The organism is Kitasatospora sp. NPDC048407 (assembly GCF_043200475.1).
Taxonomy (GTDB): Bacteria; Actinomycetota; Actinomycetes; order Streptomycetales; family Streptomycetaceae; genus Kitasatospora.
Map to the genome: position 1 here is coordinate 14,824 of NZ_JBICXW010000018.1, position 17,521 is coordinate 32,344.

Consider the following 17,521-nt stretch of genomic DNA (forward strand, 5'->3'; position numbering starts at 1 on the left):
GCTCGTAAGGGAATGGGTAGACAACCTTCATGGAATTTCTGATCTGGGCCGGCATCATCTGGGCTGCCGTCAGGGTCATCAGCTGGCTCTCGAACCAGGACGACGCCAACAGGCGATCGCGGTACAAGGGCGGCGGCGGAGACAGCGGCGGCGGAGACGGCGGCGGCGGAGGTGGCTGCGGAGGCGGCGGCGGTTGTGGCGGGGGAGGTGGAGGTGGCTGCGGAGGGGGTTGCGGCGGCGGAAGCTGAGTGCCCAGCCGTACCGACGTCTCGTCGGGACCGGGGCGGTCGGCACGAACCTGCTGCCGAGGTAGTTCTTTGGCCATTCAGGACGGAGAAGCGGCGTGCTTCCAGGACGGTTCTCGCGACGGCTCGACCGTATGCAGTCGGCGGTCGACGCGCTTGAACTTCCCCCTGCCGTCTACAAGACCTGTCCCTTCCGGCCGCGGGAGCTGGTCGAGACCGGGCTGCGACAGTGGCTACGGTGCTGCGGAGCGGCCCTGCTGGACGAGCAGGTCATCGGCATGCCCTCGTTCGCTGTGGACGAGGCGTGGCACGGGTTGATTCTGTGCACCGCGCGCTACGCGGCCTTCTGTCAGGCAAGCTACGGGCAGTTCCTGCATCACCATCCCCAGGGTGGTGAGCTCCCCGGGGATGCGAGACGCGCGGGATCGATGCGGGAACAGCTGCACCGGACGGCCGTGGCATGGTCGTTCGTTGCCCGGCCGGACGAGGAGTGCGTCCTTTGGGACCTCGACGTGCGAGTGGGCGTGCCCGAGCCGTGGAGCACGGGCCGGCCCGCTCTCGCTCCCGGCGATTCGGCGCCACGCTGAATCCCCGGCGTAGCTCACAGCAGGTGAACCGGCCTGCCGACTGGAGCGTGACCGCCGAGGTGCCGCTCGAGTCGGCGGTGACGGTACGACCGCTCGCGAGGCGGCGCAGCCGGCGGCACCGGCCGGGCCCGTTCAATGTCGGCCAGTGCCACCGAAGCGAGCTGCTCCTGGTCATCGCCGGCGGTTTCGCGGAGTCCGCCAGGGCATCCCCGCCGTCCGGTCGCTGCGGGGTGAGGGCGAAGGTCGGACAGGTGGTGTGCCACGGGCGAACACCTGCCCCACGGTCGTGCGTGTGACCGACGATGTTCGGGCAAGTCCCCCTGGAGACCAATCACTTCGAGTCACCGGCAATGTCGGATGTGTGACACGCCAGGGCTGCCGGGCACGCTGCGAGCCAGTCAGTTCGCAGGCACACAGCCAGGAGTGAGACGTGCTCAGCAGAGTCCGAACCGCCAGGATCACCGCCGCCGTTGTCGCCACCGCCCTCGCCGTGAGCCTGGGCATCGTGGCAGCGCCGTCCGCCTCGGCGGCCGACAACTGCTGGCCCGGGGAGAGCAACCGGTGGTACTGCTACAACGTGCCCGGCTCTCCGGTCTACGGCACGGTCGGCAACAACCACCTCTACCCGGACCCCTCCACCGTCGTCGGCTACATGAACTCCAACCCCAGCTGGTTCTACTGCAAGGAGGACGGCCAGGCCTGGGTCGGCGGGCCGCACCCGAACCGCTGGCTGATGACCGTCGCCGACAACGGTCAACTCGGCTTCATGAAGGACACCGCCATCACCAGCGAAACCGATCCCGTTCCGGACTGCTGACCACGAGGCGGCGCCGCACCAGTAGCCCGGGCCCCCCGCCGACCTCCCGTCCGGCGCCTGCCCCGAGGGACCCGGGCTGGAGCGGGGCGGGGTGCGGGTGCGGAGTGCAGTCCCCGGGCCGGGCACTGCGCAAGGCCGGCCAATAACTGAAACCAGGGGCGCGTGGGGGTACCTCCCACGCGCCCCTGATTTCGCACCCTGTCAGGCCAGGCCGGCCACCCCCCGCACGCCGACCAGCAGTGCCGCGGCCGGGTCGCCCACGGCTCCGGTCGCGCGCCAGCCGACGAACCCGTCCGGACGGACGAGCGCGGCGCCGCCCGGGTGCAGCCCGTACGCCTCGGGCCAGGTGGTGGGGGAGACCGGGCTGGTGGGGCGGGCGCCGGACGGGAGGTCGGCGGGGGGCTCGGGCAGCAGGTCGCCGCCCTCGCCGATCAGGAGGCAGCGCACCGGGACTCCGGTCTGCTCGGCCACTCGCCGGGCGGCCTCCGGCCATGCCGCGCCGCCCCCGGCGGGGGCCAGCAGGAGCGGTCCGCCGCCGAACAGGTCGAGGGTGGACAGGCGCTTGCCGGCGGCGTCGCGCAGCCATACGTGCGGGGCGCGGGTGCCGGGTTCGCCGGTGGCGGCGAATCGCTCGGGGACGACGCCCGCCGTGGCGTCCGCGCCGACCAGCGCGCCTTCCGGGTAGCGGTAGCCGAGCGCCACGGCCAGGACGTTGGTGCGCGGCCCGCCGGCGGGGGCGGCGTCGAATCCGGGGTGCTGGTGCTCGACGGAGCGGGCCGCGGCCCGGGCCGCGGTCTGCACGGCGACCGGGCGGCGTTCGCTCTCGTAGGAGTCGAGGAGTCGGGGCCCGCCCCAGCCGGCCAGTACGGCGGCGAGCTTCCAGGCCAGGTTGTGGGCGTCCTGGATGCCGGTGTTGGAGCCGAACGCGCCGGTCGGCGGCATCTCGTGGGCGGCGTCCCCGACCAGGAACACCCGTCCGGCGCCGTACCGGTCGGCGACCCGTTCGGCGGCGTGCCACGGGGCCCGGCCGGTGATTTCCACCTCCAGGTCGGGGACCCCGGCGGCGGCCCGGATGTGCGCGATGCAACGGGCGTCGGTGAAGTCCTCGACGGCCTCGCCGCGTTCGGGGTGCCACGGCAGGTGGAACACCCACTTCTCGCGGTTGTCGACCGGCAGCAGCGCGCCCGCGCCCGCGGGGTCGGTCAGGTAGCAGGCGATGAACAGCCGGTCGCCCACCACGTCCGCCAGCCGCTTGGCCCGGAACGTGACGCTGACGTTGTGGAACAGGTCGCCGCGCCCGGACTGTCCGATGCCGAGGCGTTCCCGGACGGGGCTGCGCGGCCCGTCCGCGGCGATCAGATAGTCGGCCCGCACCTCGCGTTCCTCGCCGGTGGCCCGGTCCAGCAGCCGCCCCGTCACCCCGTCGGCGTCCTGCTCGAAGGAGACCAGTTCGGTGTTGAACCGCACGTCGCCGCGTTCGGCGGCGTGCCGCTGAAGGACCGGCTCCAGGTCGTTCTGGCTGCACAGGCACCACGAGGACGGGCTGAATCTGGCCAGGCCCCCGCCCGGGTCGATCTCCCGGAACAGCCACTCCTGCTCGCCGCCGGACAGCGTCTCGGCCTGCAGGATGCCGTGGTTGTCGGCCAGCACCGACGCGGCCGCCCGGATGTCGTCCTCCACCCCGGCGGTGCGGAACAGCTCCATGGTCCGCAGGTTGTTGCCGCGCCCGCGCGGATGCCGGGAGGTCTCCGCGTGCCGTTCCACCAGCAGGTGCGGCACGCCGAGCCGGCCGAGGAAGAGGGACGCCGACAGCCCCACCAGGGAACCGCCCGCGACCAGGACCGGCACCCGGTCCGCCATCTGTGTGTTCATCAGACCTGCTCCATCCGTGCGGGGCGCTGGATGCGCCAGACCCCGCAACCATCCCCCGCCGCCGACGACCACGCAGGGTGCTTCGCCCGGATGGCCGCGAACTCTCGCGCCACCCCCGCGCCCCCGTGACGATCGAGTGCGAACCACGCCCCGCCCGCCGACCCGACGACCGGCCGGCCGAGCACCCATGTGAACAAACGACAGGATCCCGCTGCCATGACCCTGCTCTCCACAACCGAGGAGACCGCCACCACCACCGGCCGGCCCGCCACGGGCCGGCTTCGCGTCGTCCTGATGCTCGACGTCCACGACGGCGCCCAGGACCACTTCCTGGACGTCTACGAACTGCTCCGCCATCAGGTGGCCGCCGTCCCCGGCCACATCAGCGACCAGCTCTGCCAGTCCATCGACGACCCGTCCCGCTGGCTGATCACCAGCGAATGGGAGAGCGCCCCGCCGTTCCTCGCCTGGGTCGACAGCCCCGCCCACCGCGACATGGTCAAGCCGCTGCACGGCTGCGTCCGCGACACCCGCTCACTGCGCTACACCGTGCTGCGCGAAACCCAGGGCACGCACACCATCGACAGCCTCGCCGCCCCGCTGGGCCCCGGCGAACACCACCCGGGCGTGCCCGCCGCGCCCCGGCCCGGGCCCGACGGCGTGGTCCGGCACGCCCTCAGCTTCACCGTCCGGCCCGGCGCCGAGGCCAAGGCCGCCGAACTGCTGTCCGGCTACCGCTCCCCGCAGGCCCGGGTCGACGACACCACCCGGCTGCTGCGCACCTCGCTGTTCATGCGCGGCAACCGGGTCGTGCGCTGCGTCGAAGTCGCGGGCGACCTGGTCGCCGCGCTGCGGCACGTCGCCCAGCAGCCCGAGGTGCGGGCCGTCGAACAGGCCATCAACCCGTACCTGGAGGAGCACCGCGACCTGGACGACCCGATGGCCGCCCGCGACTTCTTCCAGCGCGCCGCCATCCCCGCCGTTCACCACCACGCCGCGCTCAAGTCCGGCCCGGTGCAGCGGCACGCCTACCTGTACCCGGTCCGCCCCGGCTGCGGCGCGGCGCTCGCCGAACTGCTGGCCGGCGAGGACGAGCACGCCGCCGCCGACCCCGGCTCGCCGCTGGTTCGCGCCACCGTCCACCGCCGCGACGACCTGGTGGTCCGGCTGGTCGACCTGCTCACCGACCCCGCGAGCGACCCCGCCACCGCCCTCGGCGTGGCCGGCCCGCGCGCCGCCGCGGTGCTCGGCAAGCTCGCCGACATCCCCACCGAACACCCCGTGCCCAGCGCCGACGGCCTGCGCCACCTGCTCGCCGAATGCACCATGACCCCGGTCACCGACCGCCGCTCCGCCGACGCCTGACCACCCGTCCCGCACATCCCCACGCCCGGAAGGAAGTCCACCGTGACCACCGAGATGCCACCTGTCGTCCACGTCGACGACGCGCCCCCGAACCGCAAGCGCGGCGGCGACCTGCGGGCCATGCTCACCCCGACGGCGTGCGGCGCCACCAGCGGATTCATGGGGGTGGCGATCGTCGAACCGGGGGAGCGGATCGGCGAGCACTACCACCCGTACTCCGAGGAGTTCGTGTTCGTGATGTCCGGCGAACTCGAGGTCGACCTGGACGGCAAGACCCAGCCGCTGCGCCCCGACCAGGGCCTGATGATCCCGATCGGCATGAAGCACCGGTTCCGCAACGTCGGCACCGGCCAGGCCCGGATGGTCTTCCACCTCGGGCCGCTCGCGCCGCGCCCCGAACTCGGCCACGTCGACACCGAGGAGCAGCGCACCTCCGAAGCGGGGCCGCCGGAACCGGCAGGGGCGGCCTCGTGAACCGCCGGATCGCGGTGACCGGGATCGGCGTGGTCGCACCCGGCGGCATCGGCGTCCGGCAGTTCTGGACGCTGCTCACCGACGGCCGCACCGCCACCCGCGGCATCACCCTGTTCGACCCCGACGGCTTCCGCTCCCGGATCGCCGCCGAGTGCGACTTCGACCCCGCCGCACACGGCCTGACCGCCGACCAGATCGCCCGCAACGACCGCTACGTGCAGTTCGCGCTGGTCGCCACCGCCGAAGCGATCGCCGACGCCGGACTCGAACCCGACCGCGAGGACCCCTGGCGGATCGGCGTCTCGCTCGGCACCGCGGTCGGCGGCACCACCCGGCTCGAAGCCGACTACGTGCTGGTCAGCGGCCGCGGCGAGCACTGGGACGTCGACCACCGGCCCGCCAAGCCGCACCTGGAACGGGCCTTCACCCCGGCCACGCTGGCCTCCGCGGTCGCCGAACGGATCGGCGCGCACGGCCCCGTGCAGACCGTCTCCACCGGCTGCACCTCCGGCCTCGACGCCGTCGGCTACGCCGCCCTCGCCATCGAGGAGGGCCGCGCCGACGTCATCGTCGCCGGAGCCTGCGACTCACCGATCTCACCGATCACCGTCGCCTGCTTCGACGCCATCAAGGCCACCTCGGCCCGCAACGACGACCCCGAACACGCCTCCCGCCCCTTCGACAAGAGCCGCGACGGCTTCGTGCTCGGCGAGGGCGGCGCCGTCCTCGTGCTGGAGGAATGGGAGCACGCCAAGCGGCGCGGCGCCCGGATCTACGCCGAACTCGGCGGCTTCGCCACCTTCGGCAACGCCTACCACATGACCGGACTCACCCAGGAAGGCGTGGAGATGTCCGAAGCCATCGACCGCGCCCTCGCCCACGCCCGGCTGCCCGGCGACGCCATCGACTACGTCAACGCGCACGGCTCCGGCACCAAGCAGAACGACCGGCACGAGACCGCCGCCGTCAAACGCTCCCTCGGCGCGCACGCCAGGCGCACCCCGATGAGCTCCATCAAGTCGATGGTCGGGCACTCGCTCGGCGCGATCGGCGCCATCGAACTGGTCGCCTGCACCCTCGCCCTGCACCACGGCGTGGTCCCGCCGACCGCCAACTACACCGAACGCGACCCCGAGTGCGATCTCGACTACGTCCCCCGCACCGCCCGCGAACTGCCGCTGCGCCACGTGCTGTCGGTGGGCAGCGGCTTCGGCGGCTTCCAGTCCGCGGTGGTGCTGAGCAGAGCGGAGGCGGCATGAGCCGAACTCGTAGTGCGGTGATCACGGGCGTCGGCGTGGTCTCCCCGCAGGGCATCGGCGCCGACGACTACTGGAAGGCGCTCAGCCAGGGCCGCTCCGCGCTCACCCGGATCGACCGCGAAGGCTGCGAGAACCTTCCGCTGCGGATCGCCGGCCTGGTGCGCGGCTTCGACGCCGAGGAGTACGTCGAGCCGCGCTACCTGGTGCAGACCGACCGATTCACCCACTTCGCGATGGCCGCCGCCGAACTCGCCATGGCCGACGCCGACCTGACGTCCCACCCCGACGACCCGTTCCAGGTCGCCGTGGTCACCGCGGCGGGATCCGGCGGCGGCGAGTTCGGCCAGCGCGAACTCCAGCACCTGTGGGCCGAAGGACCCCACCACGTCGGCCCCTACCAGTCCATCGCCTGGTTCTACGCCGCCTCCACCGGCCAGATCTCCATCCGCGGCGGCTTCAAGGGCCCGTGCGGCGTGGTCGCCTCCGACGAGGCGGGTGGCCTCGACGCCCTCGCGCACGCCGCCCGCGCCGTCGGCCGCGGCACCGACACCGTGCTGGCCGGCGCCGCCGAGGCACCCATCGCCCCCTACTCGATGGTCTGCCAACTCGGCTACCCCGGGCTGTCCACCACCGACGACCCCGACCGCGCCTACCGGCCGTTCGGCTCCGACGCGGCCGGCTTCGTCCCCGCCGAGGGCGGCGCCATGTTCGTGGTCGAGGACGCCGACACCGCCCTCCGGCGCGGCGCCCGCACCCGGGCCCGGATCGCCGGACACACCGCCACCTTCACCGGCGCCGCCCGCTGGGCCGAGAGCCGCGAAGGACTCGCCCACGCCATCCGCGGCGCCCTCGCCGAGGCGCACTGCGCACCCGACGAGATCGACGTGGTCTTCGCCGACGCCCTCGGCGTCCCCGAGGCCGACCGCGCCGAAGCCCTCGCCCTGACCGACGCACTCGGCGAACACGCCGAACGCGTCCCCGTCACCGCCCCCAAGGCCGGCTTCGGCCGCGCCCACTGCGGCGCCCCCGCCCTCGACGTGGCCGCCGCCGTGCTCGCCCTCGAACAGGGCCTGATCCCGCCCACCCCGCACACCGAGGACTGCCCGTACGGCCTCGACCTGGTCATCGGTCACCTGCGGCCCGCCGAACTGCGCACCGCCCTGGTGCTCAGCCGCGGCCAGATGGGCTCCAACACCGCCCTGGTACTGCGCCGGGCCTGACCCCACCCCACCGCTAGGAGCAACAGATGGCATCCGAGATCACCTACGAGGAACTCGCCACCCTGATCAAGGCCCGGGCCGGCGTCCAGGTCAGCGTCGACGACCTCGCCGACCCGGGCTGCATGTTCCTCGACCTCGGCGTCGACTCGCTGGGGGTGCTCGGCGTCCTCGCCGACCTGGAGAACCGCTACGGCGTCTCCATCGACTCCTCCGAACTGCTCGGACGCCCCGTCGCCGAGTTCCTGCAGACCGTCAACTCCACCGTGAAAGCTGGTGCCTGAGATGCCCGGACACACCGACAACACCATCCTCATCGACGCCCCCGTCGACCTGGTCTGGGACATGACCAACGACCTGGAGAACTGGCCGCAGCTGTTCAGCGAGTACGCCTCCGTCGAAGTCCTCGAACGGCAGGGCCAGCTGGTGAAGTTCCGGCTCACCATGCACCCCGACGACAACGGCCAGGTGTGGAGCTGGGTATCCGAACGCGAGACCGACCGCGACGCGCTCGCCGTCCGGGCCCGCCGCGTCGAACCCGGCCCGTTCGAATTCATGGAGATCCGCTGGGAGTACGAGGACCTCCCGCAGGGCACCCGGATGCGCTGGATCCAGGACTTCGCGATGAAGCCCACCGCCCCCGTCGACGACCTCCAGATGACCGACATCATCAACCAGAACTCCAAGGTCCAGATGGAACTGATCCGCGCCAAGGTCGAACACCGCGCCGGCGGGGCCCGATGACCGGCACCCACCGCGCCCTGATCGTCGCCAGGATGAAGCCAGGCACCGCCGACCACATCGCCGGTGTCTTCGCCGACTCCGACCGCGGCCCGCTGCCCGGGCTGATCGGCGTCCACGGCCGCAGCTTGTTCCAGTACGGCGACATCTACCTCCACCTGATCGAGTCCGAACGCCCCCCCGGACCGGAGGTCGCCAAGTACACCGACCACCCCGAATTCCGCGACATCAGCGAACGGCTCGCCGTCTACGTCGACGCCTACGACCCGTCGACCTGGCGCAGCCCCAAGGACGCCATGGCCCACGAGTTCTACCGCTGGGACCGCTGACCACCCGCCGTTGCACAGGGAAGGGAGAGCCGCCGTGGCCGAACAGAGCGAACCGGCGGACTGGGTGCGCTGCGAAGGCTGCGCCGGCCTGGTCTACGGCAGACGCTACGCACGCACCCTGCAGGTGTGCCCCGACTGCGGGCACCACGGACGGCTCACCGCCCCGCAGCGGCTCGCCCAACTCCTCGACCCGGGCACCGCCGAACCCCTCGGACCGGTGCCCGCCCTGCACGACCCGCTGGGCTTCGTCGACAGCCGCCCCTACCAGGACCGCCTCGACGAGGCCCGCGCCCACACCGGCCTGCACGAGGCCGTGCTGTGCGCCGCCGGACAGATCGAGGGCCAGCCCTGCATCGCCGCCGTCATGGACTTCCGCTTCCTCGGCGGCAGCCTCGGCTGCGCCGTCGGCGCCCTCATCACCCACGCCGCCACCGTCGCGCTCGACCGCCGCGCCCCACTCGTCCTGGTCACCGCCAGCGGCGGCGCCCGGATGCAGGAAGGCGTGCTGTCACTGATGCAGATGGCCAAGACCGCGCAGGCCATGGCCGAACTCGACGAAGCCGGCATCCTCACCGTCTCGGTGATCACCGACCCCACCTACGGCGGCGTCGCCGCCTCCTTCGCCACCCTCGCCGACGTCATCATCGCCGAACCCGGCGCCCGGATGGGCTTCGCCGGGCCCCGCGTCATCGAACAGACCACCGGCGAGAAACTCCCCGCCGACTTCCAGACCGCCGAATTCCTGCTCGCCCACGGCATGGTCGACGACGTCGTGCCCCGGATCGGCCTGCGCCCCGTCCTCGGCCGGCTGCTCGGCCTGCGGCCCCCCGCCGAACCCCGGCCCCCCGGCGACCCCGCCGCCATCCTGCGCGCCGCCGACGAACTCGCCGACCGCGACCCCTGGCAGAACGTCCGCCTCGCCCGGCACCCCGAACGGCCCAGCACCCTCGACTACATCCGCCGCCTGGTCGACGACTTCCAGGAACTGCACGGCGACCGGCTCACCGAGGACTGCCCCGCCATCGTCGCCGGCACCGGACGCCTGGCCGGCACCCCCGTCGTCCTGATCGGCCACCACAAGGGCGGCACCGACCTCGGCGAACGCAAACGCCGCCGATTCGGCATGGCCCAGCCCTCCGGCTACCGCAAGGCCAACCGGCTGATGCGGCTCGCCGCCAAACTCGGCCTGCCCGTGGTCACCATGATCGACACCCCCGGCGCCAACCCCGGACCCGAGGCCGAATCCGGCGGACAGGCCGCCGCCATCGCCGACAACCTGCGCCTGATGGCCCGCCTGCCCGTCCCCATCGTCGCCGTGCTGATCGGGGAGGGCGGCAGCGGCGGCGCCCTCGCACTCGCCGTCGCCGACCGCGTCCTGGTCAGCGCCAACGGCATCTACTCGGTGATCAGCCCCGAAGGCTGCGCCGCCATCCTGTGGAAGGACCCGCAGGCCGCACCCACCGCCGCCGCCTCGCTGCGCATGCACCCCGGCGACCTGCTCAGCCTCGGCGTCGTCGACGGCATCGTCCCCGAACCGCCCGAAGGAGCCCACCAGGACCACGCCGCCGCGGCCGACCTGCTCGAAGCCGCCGTCACCGAGGCCCTGCGCGAACTGATCCCCTGGGACCCGGACCGGCTGCGCGCCGCCCGCCGGGCCCGCTTCCACCGCTACGGCGCCGACACCGCCGCGGCAGATTGGAGCCAGCCATGACCGTCGAGGTGAAACACCAGCCGTCCCACCGACGGATCACCCCCACCGGTGACGGATCCGGCGGCCCCGACCAGGTCGCGGACCTCGCCGAACTGTGCCGCAGCGTCGCCGAACTCGCCCGCACCCGTGCCCGGTCGCCCCGCCGGATCCGGCTCGAACACCTCGGCACCGCCGTCGAGATCGAATGGGACGAGTCCGGTGCGCCGGACCGGACCAGCCCCGAGGTGGAACCCGAGGCGGAACCCGAAGCAGCCGGCCACCACGTGTGCGCCCCGATGATCGGCACCTTCTACCACGCGCCCGAACCGGGCGCGCCGCCGTTCGTCGCCGTCGGCGACACCGTCACCGCCGGCCAGCCCATCGGCATCCTCGAAGTGATGAAGATGATGAGCCCCGTCGAGGCCGACCTCGCCGGCCGGGTGGTGGAGATCCTGGTCGCCGACGGCACCGCCGTGGAGTTCCAGCAGCGCCTGATCGCCGTCGAACCCGCGTAAGGGGCCCGCATGTTCACCACCGTGCTGATCGCCAACCGCGGCGAGATCGCCCTGCGGATCGCCCGCACCTGCCGGGAGATGGGCATCCGCACCGTCGCCCTGTACTCCACCGCCGACCGCGACTCGGCGGTGGTCCGCTTCGCCGACCGGGCCGTCCACCTCGGACCCGCCGCCGCCAGAGCCAGCTACCTGCACATCCCGTCCATCGTCGAAGCCGCCCGGCTCACCGGCGCCCAGGCCGTCCACCCCGGCTACGGATTCCTCTCCGAGGACCCCGACTTCGCCGAGATCTGCGAAGCCAACGGCCTCACCTTCATCGGCCCGCCCCCGCACGTGATCGAACAGCTCGGCGACAAATCCGCCGCCCGCCGGCTGATGGCCGAAGCCGGACTGCCCGTCCTGCCCGGCTCCACCGGCGCCGTCCGCAGCCCCGCCGAAGCCCGCGAGATCGCCGCCCGCACCGGCTACCCCGTCATCCTCAAAGCCGTCGCCGGCGGCGGCGGACGCGGCATGGCCGTGGTCCGCGACCCCGCCGACATGCCCACCGCCTTCCAGGAGATCCGCGCCCACGCCCGCGCCGTCTTCGGCGACGAACGGCTCTACCTCGAGCACTACGTCGACGGCGCCCGGCACATCGAGGTCCAGGTGCTCTGCGACCGCCACGGCAACGCCGTCCACCTCGCCGAACGCGACTGCTCCGTGCAGCGACGCCACCAGAAACTCATCGAGGAATCACCCGCACCCAACCTGTCCGACCCGCTGCGCCACGAGATCTGCGCCGCCGCCGTCCGCGGCGCCCTCGCCGTCGGCTACGTCGGCGCCGCCACCTTCGAATTCGTGCTCGCCACCGACGGAGCGTTCTACCTGATGGAGGTCAACTGCCGCCTCCAGGTCGAACACCCCGTCACCGAGATGGTCACCGGCATCGACCTGGTCCGCGAACAGCTCACCATCGCCGCCGGCGAACCCCTGACGCTCCGCCAGGACGCCGTCCGCCCGCGCGGCGCCGCCGTCGAGGCCCGGGTCAACGCCGAGGACCCCGAACGCGGCTTCCTGCCCACCCCCGGACTGCTCACCGAATTCGTCCCGCCCGGCGGCCCGTTCGTCCGGGTCGACACCCACGCCTACCCCGGCTGGCTGATCGGCCCCGACTACGACTCGCTGCTCGCCAAGACCATCGCCTGGGCACCCGACCGCGAACAGGCCATCGCCCGTCTCGACCGCGCCCTCGCCGAGTTCCGCATCGACGGCCCCGGCGTGCGCACCACCACCGACTACCTGCGCCGCACCCTCGCCGACCCGCGCTTCCGGGCCGGCCGGCACACCACCGCGCTGGTCGCCGAAATGGCCGCGGAGGTGCCGTAGCCCTTCTTCTCGCGATGGAAAAGCCGTCCGGACCGACGTGGTCCGGACGGCTTTGCGGCTCTCCCGCTACGGCACCGTGCAGGTGAAGGCGTGCAGGTACGGGTTGACCGGGGCGACGGCCTTAAGCAGCAGGCCGGACTCCTCGATCAGCGCGGTCAGACTGCCCAGGGTGTGCTTGGCGCCGCCGACATTGAGCAGCAGCAGCAGGTCCATCGCGGTGGTGAAACGCATCGACGGGGAATCGTCGACCAGGTTCTCCACGATCACCACCCGGGCACCCGGGCGGGCCACCTGACGCAGATTGCGCAGAGTGCGGCGGGTCGACTCGTCGTCCCACTCCAGGATGTTCTTCACCAGATACAGATCGGCCTGCACCGGGATCGCCACCCGGCAGTCGCCCGGCACCAGCCGCGCCCGGTCGGCCAGCACGCCACCGGGCAACAGCCGCGGATCGGCGTGCTCGACCACCTTCGGCAGATCCAGCAGCGTGCCGTGCAAGCCCGGCTGGCGCTCCATCAGGGCCGCCAGCGCCTGGCCCTGACCGCCACCGATGTCGGCGGCCGTGGCGACGCCCGTCAGATCCAGGAAGTCGGCCAGATCCTGCGCGGACTGGCGGCTGGACTGCGTCATCGCCCGGTTGAACAGCGCCGCGGACTCCGGCGCGTCGTCGTGCAGGTACTGGAAGAACTCCTTGCCGAACGCGTCGGCGAACACGCTGCGCCCGGTGCGCACCGCGTCGTCCAGCCGGGACCAGGACTGCCAGGTCCACGGCTCGGTGCACCACAGTGCGATGTCGCGCAGGCTGCCCGGCTCGTCGGAGCGCAGCAGACGCGACAGCGGGGTGTGGCAGAAGCGGCCGTCACCGGCGGCGGCGAACACCTCGTAGCTGGCCAGGGCCCGCAGCAGGCGCTCCAGCGGGCCGGCCTCGACGCCCAGCCGTACCGCCAACTCCTCGGCGGTGGCGGGCTGTTCATCGAGCGCGTCGGCCAGCTTCAGACTGGCGGCGGCGCGCACCGCACCGGCGCAGGCGGCGCCGAAGACCAGCTCGCGGAGCAGCATCGCGGGCGGCACACCGGGGCGGGCGGCCGGGTCGGTGACGGGTTCGGCGGGGGTGGTGGTCACCGGAGCGGTCGCCGCGGGGGAGGAGGACGGCGGGACCGGTCGGGTCGGGGCGGAGGTCATGGGCGCGGCGGCCTTTCGTCGGGGCTGGAGGGCTCGGGAGGGCCGGTCAGCAGTGGCCGGCGGGCTGGGAAGTACTGCAGAGGTTGTTCGTGAAGGAGTCCCCGGTGCCCTGGTCACGATCGGCGAGATCGGTGGGCCGGTTGTCGTTCAGCGTGTTGCCGGTGACGACCGCGCGGGCGTTCGGCGCGCCCACCACGCTCGGGTACAGCACGATGCCGCCCGACATCGGGGAGTTGCCGGAGTGGTCGGCGACCAGGTTCTGGATGACCGCGACGTCCTCGGTGCCGGTCAGCAGGATGCCGGTCCCCTGGACCGAGTCCAGGCGCGGATTGGGCTCGCAGTAGCGGTTGTTGGCGCGCACCACATTGCCGGTGACGGTCAGCGCACCGGCCCGCGGCACCCCGTCGTCGCCGACCACGAAGATGCCGCCGCAGTTGCCGGACACCAGGTTGGCCATCGCCGTCAGGTCGCGCACCCGGCGCAGCTGCAGGCCGATCCTGTTGCCGGTCAGCCGGTTCGCCGCCACCTGGGTGCCACGGGTCTCCAACGCGCCGCCCTTGCGGTCGAACCAGTTGGCGATGAAGATCCCCGCCTGGCCGTTGTCCCGTGCCTCGTTGTCGATCACCGTGGCGCGGGTCGACATCTCCACGCTGATGCCCTGCAGGCCGTTGTCGTGGGACGTCACCCGGCGGACCGTCAGCCCGTCGGTGACGGCGGCGGCGATCCCGTTCTTCGCGAACCCCGCCACCGTCAGCGCCTCCACCACCGCGCCCGACACCGGCCGCACCGGCGCCCCGTTGCCGTCCGCCACACCCGTCACGCACAGCCCGTTGCCGGCCTTGGCGCAGGCGCTGCCGTCCGCCGGGTCGGGCACCAGCACGGTGCGGCTGCCCTGCCCGCGCAGCGTCACCCCGTCGGTGGCGAGGGTGACGCTGCCCGGGTAGCTGCCCGCGGCCAGCTCCACCACGTCACCCGGGTGGGCCGCGTCGACGGCGGCCTGCACCGAGGCACCGGGCGCGAGGTGAACCACGTTCGGACGCGCGGCAGGGGCAGAACCGGCGAACGCGGCGCCCGGGAACGGGACGGGGACGAGGACGTGGCCGGGGACGGCGAAGAGAGCGGACGTCAGGACGGTGGAGACGGGCGGCGCCGGACTGACGGCCAGCAGGGCGGGCACGGTGGCGGCGGAAGCGAGCAGGACGGCGGCGAGGCGGGAGCGCGGGCGCGCCGGAGCGAAGAGAGGAGTCATCAGGGAGAGCCGGTTTCCAAGGGTTGCGGTCGCGGACGGCTTTGGCGCGCGCCCGCCGCTTCGAAGCTATGGCCGCGACCCGCCCGCGGCCAGCCGGGTTCGGTCGCACGAGTTGCCCACACCCGCCGACCGGGTGGCCCGGGAGGACGGCACCACCCGTACACCCGATCGGGGGGCACTTCGGCCGGGCACCGGGCCCCCCTCGGCCGGTCGAACCACTATGGACCCATGACCCTGCAACGTGGACGCACCTCCGAACAGACCGACCCCGCCCCCGACGACCTGCGCCCCGTCGGCGCCGGCCGGACCGACCTGTTCCCCGCCGAACCGCACTCCGCCGACCACTACCGCACCGAGCGGCAGCGCAGCGAGGAGTACCGGCTCGACGAGGAACTCGCCGCCCGGCCCACCGCCGCGGACATCGGCCCCGAGAGCGAAGTGGAGACCGCGAGCTGGCCGGACGCCGAGGACCCCGCCTGGGACTACGACGACGTCATTTTTCGGTCGGTCAACTGAGTGCCCCTCAGCGCACTGTGCCCGCCACTCGACCGTGATCGAGCGGCGGGCACAGTGCGCTGAGGGGCACTCAGCGGACACTCGCTGCGGGTCAGTAGCGCTGGGCCTTCACCACCACCGGCGTCAGCGTGGTGCCGGCGCCCTTGGTGGAGAACGCCACCGGGTTCACGGTCGCGCCCGGCACGACGTTCTCCACCCCCACCACCGAGGAGTCCACGCTCTGCCCGTTGGGGTCCGTGAAGTCCACCTGGATCGCGTACGAGCGGGTCTCCTGGGTGCTGTTGGTGATCGTCACCTTCGCCGCCGACACATCGCCGGTGGTCTGGGTCGGAATCCCGGTCAGGGTCACATCGCCCAGCGCGTTGCCCGACCCCTGAACGGTCGACAGCACCGCCGTCGCCTTCTCCCGGCCCGCCGCCAGCTGCGCGTTGGCCGACGCCTCGAACTCCGCCGCCCGCTGCGAGGCCGACGCCTGCGCCGCCGACACCGACGCCAGCGCGGACGAGTGCAACGAACCGAGCGGGGACGGCGGCTCGCCCGAGAACCGCTCCGTCCCCACCACGAACGTCGACATCGCCGCCTGCACCGGATCCTCGCCCGACGTGCCACCGCAGGACGCCATCACCGCGATCCCGGCCGCGCCCGCGCCCAGCGCCAGCATCAGCCGCGCGCCGCGGTGGACCCGCCGCCGTCCGGGCTGCTCCGGCCGGGCCGGCGGGCCGACCCGGCCCTGGCGCACCAGCGGCTGGCGGGGCGTCGGCCCCCGGCCGGAACTGTTCTGGTCCGCGTCTCGCATCGCGCTGCACCCTTTCGCTCAGAACCGCGCCGGCCACTGCGCGCCGCGGTCGATCCGACGAGCCGTCGGCCCGCGCCCGGACGTGCGGAACCAACGCTCCGCTCTCCGTCCCCATCGTCGGAGCCGGGCAACCCCTCCGGCCAGCGGCGCTGCGCCATTCGGGGGGAGTCCGACGGAGCGTCAGATCGGCAACGGCGGTGGGGAGATACGTATGCCGGGTGACTGACGGGCGAAGGAGCGCGGGGAGGGCGCCGATGCCGGTGGGGGAACCGCGGATCCTACGGCGGCTGCCGAGTTGGAGCGCGCTGGTCGGGGCGGTGCTGTTCTACTGCCTGTCGTTCACGCCGTCGCTGCTGCCCAGGCCCGGGCTGCTGCAGGCCGCCGCCGGGGCGATCACCGCATTCTTCGGGTACGGACTCGGCGCGTTCTTCGGCATGGTCGCCCGCCGCTGCGGGCTGCTTCCCTCGCCGGCCGTGCGGCGTGCCGGGTGGTGGCTGCTGGCCGTCGTCGGCGGCGGCTCCGTCGTCGCGATCACCGCCTGGAGCGTGCGCTGGCAGGGCGACCTGCGGCGGGCCGTCGGCCTCGACCCGCGGATCGGCTGGTGGCAGTGGGCCCTGGTGCTGCCGGTCGCGCTGCTGCTCGGCGCGCTGCTGGTGCTCGCCGCACGGGGCGTCCGGCTCGGCACCCGGACGCTGCGGGAGGTCCTCGGCCGGGCCGTTCCCGGCTGGGCGGCCGCCGCCGGCGCAGCCGCGCTCGCCGTCGTACTCGTGACCGGCTTCGCCCAGGGCTTCCTGCTGCGCGCCCTGCTCGGCGCCGCCGAACGCGGCGCCGCGCTGACGGACCGCTCCACCAGCCCCGGCACCGTCCGGCAGCCGTGGGCGGCTGGCGGCCCGTCCACCAGGACGGCCGCACCGTGCGCTTCGCCCAGCAGACCTCCGACTTCACGGTGCCCGGCGCGCCCTGGCCGCAGCCCCGGGTGGGCTACCTGCAGAACGGCAGCGACCCCGTGGTGTGGTGGGAGCCCGCCCTGATCTGGAGCCGGCCCGCCTGGCTCAACGGGCAGCGCGCCCACGACGTCTCACCGACCATGCGCTGGTACCCCCTGGTGACCTTCTGGCAAGTCACCTTCGACCTGACGGCCTCCGAGGCGGTGCCCGACGGGCATCGGCACCGCTACCGCCGGATGCCCATCGAGGCCTGGGCCAGGATCGTCCCGCCCGACGGCTGGACCCCGCAGGACACCGAGTGGTTGGTGGCGTACCTGGGGGAGCAGCCTTGACGGGGTGTTGTTGACGCGAGTTG

19 protein-coding genes are annotated in these 17,521 nt (G+C 73.1%); 15 read left to right on the forward strand and 4 right to left on the reverse strand.

Translation table 11 applies throughout. The annotated features are described in order from the left end of the window. Positions 1-343 precede the first annotated feature (343 nt). Positions 344-832 carry a hypothetical protein gene (locus ACGFWJ_RS27415; protein ID WP_392954384.1) on the forward strand — a complete coding sequence of 163 codons (489 nt, stop codon included), beginning with the start codon at positions 344-346 and terminating at the stop codon, positions 830-832. Positions 833-1,262: 430 nt separating this feature from the next. Next, on the forward strand, positions 1,263-1,649 hold the full coding sequence (locus ACGFWJ_RS27420) for a hypothetical protein (RefSeq protein ID WP_392954386.1): 387 nt from the start codon (positions 1,263-1,265) through the stop codon (positions 1,647-1,649). Between the two features lie 201 nt (positions 1,650-1,850). On the opposite strand, the gene ACGFWJ_RS27425 is transcribed toward ACGFWJ_RS27420, so the two are convergent. Continuing rightward, entirely contained in the window at positions 1,851-3,521 is a 1,671-nt protein-coding gene (locus ACGFWJ_RS27425; protein ID WP_392954388.1) for an FAD-dependent oxidoreductase, read from the reverse strand. 216 nt (positions 3,522-3,737) lie between these two features. Between ACGFWJ_RS27425 and ACGFWJ_RS27430 the strand changes: the two genes are divergently transcribed. Genes ACGFWJ_RS27430 through ACGFWJ_RS27475 form a run of 10 tightly spaced genes read left to right on the forward strand, consistent with a single transcriptional unit; the run spans position 3,738 to position 12,476 of the window. Then, positions 3,738-4,886: a SchA/CurD-like domain-containing protein gene (locus ACGFWJ_RS27430; RefSeq protein ID WP_392954390.1), complete on the forward strand. Its 1,149-nt coding sequence runs from the start codon at positions 3,738-3,740 to the stop codon at positions 4,884-4,886. Positions 4,887-4,928: 42 nt separating this feature from the next. After that, complete coding sequence (locus ACGFWJ_RS27435; RefSeq protein WP_387641304.1) at positions 4,929-5,360, forward strand: cupin domain-containing protein; 432 nt, start codon at positions 4,929-4,931, stop codon at positions 5,358-5,360. Then, a complete protein-coding gene (locus ACGFWJ_RS27440; RefSeq protein WP_392954392.1) occupies positions 5,357-6,619 on the forward strand; it encodes a beta-ketoacyl-[acyl-carrier-protein] synthase family protein in 1,263 nt (420 codons plus the stop codon). The genes ACGFWJ_RS27435 and ACGFWJ_RS27440 overlap by 4 nt, the downstream gene beginning before the upstream one ends. Then, complete coding sequence (locus ACGFWJ_RS27445; protein WP_392954394.1) at positions 6,616-7,839, forward strand: beta-ketoacyl synthase N-terminal-like domain-containing protein; 1,224 nt, start codon at positions 6,616-6,618, stop codon at positions 7,837-7,839. The genes ACGFWJ_RS27440 and ACGFWJ_RS27445 overlap by 4 nt, the downstream gene beginning before the upstream one ends. A gap of 26 nt (positions 7,840-7,865) precedes the next feature. Next, positions 7,866-8,120, forward strand: a complete 255-nt coding sequence (locus ACGFWJ_RS27450) for an acyl carrier protein (protein WP_392954396.1) — start codon at positions 7,866-7,868, stop codon at positions 8,118-8,120. Between the two features lies 1 nt (position 8,121). Beyond that, complete coding sequence (locus ACGFWJ_RS27455) at positions 8,122-8,580, forward strand: SRPBCC family protein (protein ID WP_392954398.1); 459 nt, start codon at positions 8,122-8,124, stop codon at positions 8,578-8,580. After that, positions 8,577-8,906, forward strand: a complete 330-nt coding sequence (locus ACGFWJ_RS27460) for a TcmI family type II polyketide cyclase (protein ID WP_387641319.1) — start codon at positions 8,577-8,579, stop codon at positions 8,904-8,906. Before ACGFWJ_RS27455 ends, ACGFWJ_RS27460 begins: the two co-directional genes overlap by 4 nt. A 34-nt stretch (positions 8,907-8,940) precedes the next feature. Further along, positions 8,941-10,617, forward strand: coding sequence for an acetyl-CoA carboxylase carboxyl transferase subunit alpha (gene accA / locus ACGFWJ_RS27465; protein ID WP_392954400.1), 1,677 nt, complete (start codon positions 8,941-8,943; stop codon positions 10,615-10,617). Next, positions 10,614-11,111 (forward strand): acetyl-CoA carboxylase biotin carboxyl carrier protein, encoded by a 498-nt coding sequence (locus tag ACGFWJ_RS27470; protein WP_392954402.1) that lies wholly within the window; start codon positions 10,614-10,616, stop codon positions 11,109-11,111. Before accA ends, ACGFWJ_RS27470 begins: the two co-directional genes overlap by 4 nt. Before the next feature lie 9 nt (positions 11,112-11,120). Beyond that, positions 11,121-12,476, forward strand: a complete 1,356-nt coding sequence (locus ACGFWJ_RS27475) for an acetyl/propionyl/methylcrotonyl-CoA carboxylase subunit alpha (protein WP_392954404.1) — start codon at positions 11,121-11,123, stop codon at positions 12,474-12,476. A gap of 66 nt (positions 12,477-12,542) precedes the next feature. On the opposite strand, the gene ACGFWJ_RS27480 is transcribed toward ACGFWJ_RS27475, so the two are convergent. Then, positions 12,543-13,658, reverse strand: coding sequence for a methyltransferase (locus tag ACGFWJ_RS27480; protein ID WP_392954406.1), 1,116 nt, complete (start codon positions 13,656-13,658; stop codon positions 12,543-12,545). A gap of 46 nt (positions 13,659-13,704) precedes the next feature. Then, the gene (locus ACGFWJ_RS27485) at positions 13,705-14,907 is read right to left on the reverse strand and encodes a nitrous oxide reductase family maturation protein NosD (RefSeq protein WP_392954408.1); all 1,203 of its coding nucleotides are present in this window, start codon (positions 14,905-14,907) and stop codon (positions 13,705-13,707) included. A gap of 228 nt (positions 14,908-15,135) precedes the next feature. Between ACGFWJ_RS27485 and ACGFWJ_RS27490 the strand changes: the two genes are divergently transcribed. Then, complete coding sequence (locus tag ACGFWJ_RS27490; protein ID WP_392954410.1) at positions 15,136-15,423, forward strand: hypothetical protein; 288 nt, start codon at positions 15,136-15,138, stop codon at positions 15,421-15,423. 91 nt (positions 15,424-15,514) lie between these two features. Here the strand turns inward: ACGFWJ_RS27490 and ACGFWJ_RS27495 are convergent, their stop codons facing one another. Then, the gene (locus ACGFWJ_RS27495; protein WP_392954412.1) at positions 15,515-16,219 is read right to left on the reverse strand and encodes a hypothetical protein; all 705 of its coding nucleotides are present in this window, start codon (positions 16,217-16,219) and stop codon (positions 15,515-15,517) included. A 254-nt stretch (positions 16,220-16,473) separates the two neighbouring features. Here ACGFWJ_RS27495 and ACGFWJ_RS27500 point away from each other — a divergent pair, with 254 nt between their 5' ends. Together ACGFWJ_RS27500 and ACGFWJ_RS27505 are read left to right on the forward strand one after the other, a co-directional pair. After that, positions 16,474-17,250: an alpha/beta-hydrolase N-terminal domain-containing protein gene (locus ACGFWJ_RS27500; RefSeq protein ID WP_392954414.1), complete on the forward strand. Its 777-nt coding sequence runs from the start codon at positions 16,474-16,476 to the stop codon at positions 17,248-17,250. After that, a complete protein-coding gene (locus tag ACGFWJ_RS27505) occupies positions 17,133-17,498 on the forward strand; it encodes an alpha/beta-hydrolase family protein (RefSeq protein ID WP_392954416.1) in 366 nt (121 codons plus the stop codon). Before ACGFWJ_RS27500 ends, ACGFWJ_RS27505 begins: the two co-directional genes overlap by 118 nt. The last annotated feature ends 23 nt before the right edge of the window (positions 17,499-17,521 follow it).

Excerpts from the sequence above, each read along its gene's own strand:
- ACGFWJ_RS27425 (WP_392954388.1), bottom strand. The coding sequence starts at position 3,521 with ATGAACACACAGATGGCGGACCGGGTGCCGGTCCTGGTCGCGGGCGGT.
- ACGFWJ_RS27430 (WP_392954390.1), top strand. The coding sequence starts at position 3,738 with ATGACCCTGCTCTCCACAACCGAGGAGACCGCCACCACCACCGGCCGG.
- ACGFWJ_RS27445 (WP_392954394.1), top strand. The coding sequence starts at position 6,616 with ATGAGCCGAACTCGTAGTGCGGTGATCACGGGCGTCGGCGTGGTCTCC.
- ACGFWJ_RS27450 (WP_392954396.1), top strand. The coding sequence starts at position 7,866 with ATGGCATCCGAGATCACCTACGAGGAACTCGCCACCCTGATCAAGGCC.
- ACGFWJ_RS27455 (WP_392954398.1), top strand. The coding sequence starts at position 8,122 with ATGCCCGGACACACCGACAACACCATCCTCATCGACGCCCCCGTCGAC.
- ACGFWJ_RS27460 (WP_387641319.1), top strand. The coding sequence starts at position 8,577 with ATGACCGGCACCCACCGCGCCCTGATCGTCGCCAGGATGAAGCCAGGC.
- ACGFWJ_RS27470 (WP_392954402.1), top strand. The coding sequence starts at position 10,614 with ATGACCGTCGAGGTGAAACACCAGCCGTCCCACCGACGGATCACCCCC.
- ACGFWJ_RS27475 (WP_392954404.1), top strand. The coding sequence starts at position 11,121 with ATGTTCACCACCGTGCTGATCGCCAACCGCGGCGAGATCGCCCTGCGG.
- ACGFWJ_RS27480 (WP_392954406.1), bottom strand. The coding sequence starts at position 13,658 with ATGACCTCCGCCCCGACCCGACCGGTCCCGCCGTCCTCCTCCCCCGCG.
- ACGFWJ_RS27485 (WP_392954408.1), bottom strand. The coding sequence starts at position 14,907 with ATGACTCCTCTCTTCGCTCCGGCGCGCCCGCGCTCCCGCCTCGCCGCC.
- ACGFWJ_RS27490 (WP_392954410.1), top strand. The coding sequence starts at position 15,136 with ATGACCCTGCAACGTGGACGCACCTCCGAACAGACCGACCCCGCCCCC.
- ACGFWJ_RS27495 (WP_392954412.1), bottom strand. The coding sequence starts at position 16,219 with ATGCGAGACGCGGACCAGAACAGTTCCGGCCGGGGGCCGACGCCCCGC.
- ACGFWJ_RS27500 (WP_392954414.1), top strand. The coding sequence starts at position 16,474 with ATGCCGGTGGGGGAACCGCGGATCCTACGGCGGCTGCCGAGTTGGAGC.